2 protein-coding genes and 1 pseudogene are annotated in these 2500 nt (G+C 43.7%); all 3 read left to right on the forward strand.

What is annotated here, in order from left to right; all coding sequences use genetic code 11:
* Positions 1-327: pseudogene (locus B4K20_RS16605) on the forward strand (nucleoid occlusion factor SlmA); the annotation flags it as partial.
* Positions 324-764, forward strand: coding sequence for a hypothetical protein (locus tag B4K20_RS16610; protein WP_286305635.1), 441 nt, complete (start codon positions 324-326; stop codon positions 762-764). The pseudogene B4K20_RS16605 and the gene B4K20_RS16610, both read left to right, overlap by 4 nt.
* 220 nt (positions 765-984) lie before the next feature.
* On the forward strand, positions 985-2500 hold a 1516-nt coding region (locus tag B4K20_RS16615; protein ID WP_289283773.1), incomplete at its 3' end, for a retention module-containing protein.

The following is a 2500-nucleotide window of genomic DNA, read 5'->3' on the forward strand; positions in this document are numbered from 1 at the left end:
CTTCTGCTTGGGTTTTCAACCAAAAATCCTGGGATCACCAGTGTATTAATGGGCGCAGCTTTAACGGGTGAAACAGAACGATTAAGACAGCGAGTGAGTCAATTTTTTGACCGTTTAGAAACGCAGTTTAGGCAGATCCTTAGAGAACGCGAATTGACGTTGACTCAGGCCGGAGGAAGGCCTGTAAATGAAACGGCTAATTTACTACTTGCTGTGGTGGAAGGTCAGATGCAGCAATATGTGAGAAGTAGTTACCGGCAATCACCGCTTATTGGTTGGGATCAAAAATGGCAGTTATTGGCAAAAATGCTTGAGGTTTATGCATGATAAATGTGTGTCTGGTTGGTTCTGATATAAAGAAAGAACTCGCTCTGTTGCAGAGCCAGCATAACATTACGACCAATGCATTATATGACTCTTCCTTTGAAATACTTCTGGAAGCGATCGCAAAATCTAAGCCTGATGTGCTAGTCATTTCAGACCGGACTGACGAACTTTCAGCTGATGAGCTCTGCTTCTATGTTAATTTGCGTTCACCGCATACAAAAACGATTATTATCACCGATAAACCTGCAACTTACGAACAATTAAAGCTGTCTGCTTTTACATGTCGAGGATTTGTAGCTTACGAACAACGGCATGCTATTGTTAGAGCTGTGCGTGTTGTGCATGATGGGGAAGCCTGGATTCCTAGAAAGTTAGTGACGGATGTACTTGATCACCTAGCTAAAGAAGAAAAACGGCAAAATCTCATCAAGAGCTGATAGCTCATTCCTCCCTTAGTTGAAATTAATGGTACTGATATTGCTTTCAAAAGCAGGAATTCGCCATCAAGAATTTGAAAAAATGTGAACAGTTTCACATTTAACGGCGGGTGTAGTACCAAAGTACAGTAGATCAAATAAGGCTCTCGGGGCAATATTACGGCATGATGAATAAGTTACGCGTGCTGGCTATTCCAGTACAGCGATCAGGGGAATAAATATGGCTACAGAAATTGGTGTTGTAAAAGCGCTCATTGGCGCTGTAACAGCCACCTCCACGGATGGTTCTGTAAGAACACTACAAGTGGGTGATGTGGTCTATGCCAATGATTTGATTTCAACAGGGGCAGAAGGTGCCATTGAAATCGAGTTTGCAGACGGCAGTGTTATGGATCTGGGCCGAAGCTCCCAAGCATTGCTGGATAGTGAAGTATTTGATCCAGTCAATACTGATGTTGCTGATAATGAAGAGTCTGTCAGTGACGATGTTGATGCTATCCAACAGGCTATTTTAGAAGGGCAAGATCCTACACAAGCTGCTGAAGAAACTGCTGCTGGCGCGGGTAATGCGGCGGGAAATGAAGGCCATGATGCGGTCTTTGTCGACTATTTAGAGCCGGAAAGAATACCCGAGGCAGGATTTGATACCGTTGGCGTCAGCAATACTTATGACTTTCCTGAGGCAGATCTGCTGTTTATTGATGATAATGATCCTGAACAGTCTGATGTACCGCCAATTGAGCCGCCACCGCCTCCTCCGCCACCAGGTGATATTGTTATCCAGGCGCCATCCAGTTTGGTTTCTGAAGGCGGACTAGTGAACGGAATATCAGGTGGTTCGGCAACATCGACACAAACGATTAGCTTGGAACTCGGTGGAAATGATTTAAGCTCTATTTCCTTGTCCACCACAGGTGATACCACTGATTTATTAACACTTGATGGTTCAGCGATAGACACCGTTTGGGATAGTTCTACAGGGACATTGATAGGTTACATCAGTGGAACAGATTCTAGTGACTCAGCTAACCAGGTTTTTACAGTATCACTCAGTAATATTTCAAATTCGCAAGCATCCTACACCGTTGAGCTTCTCCAACCGTTACGTGATGTCGATGGTGTTGTTGAAAACATAAATGTAAACGTTAACGTAACTGATGACCTCGGTGGCACATCGTCAGCTAGTTTCAACGTTACAGTGCAAGATGATGCGCCTGTCGCAAATCCGGAACAACGTGCAACAACGCTAGGACAATCAGTTGATACAAATCTACTATTGATCCTTGACACGTCTAACAGCATGAATGGATCTGCTGAGTTTCAGGGCATGACGAAACTGGAAGTAATGATTAAATCCAGCTTGAACTTAATCGAGCAGTACGAAGCCCTTGGTGATGTCATGGTGAACTTAGTGACATTTAACAATAATGCTGAGAATCCAACCAGCCTCTGGGTTGACACTGCCACAGCAAAAGACATCATCAACTCACTTTCTGCAACTGGTGAAACAAATTATGATGATGCTATTCGAGAGGCGATAGATGCCTTTAATGATACAGGCAAATTAGACGGTGCACAGAATATTGCTTACTTCATGTCTGATGGCGCACCAAATGAAAGTAATCAAACCGATGCTGATGGCAATTTTATTGGTGTGGGCATTGATAGCAGTGAGCAACAGGCCTGGGAACAGTTTTTAATTGATAATGGCATCACTTCATACGCCCTAGGTATGG

Origin of the sequence: Methylophaga sp. UBA5088, assembly GCF_002414625.1 — a bacterium.
Taxonomy (GTDB): domain Bacteria; phylum Pseudomonadota; class Gammaproteobacteria; order Nitrosococcales; family Methylophagaceae; genus Methylophaga; species Methylophaga marina.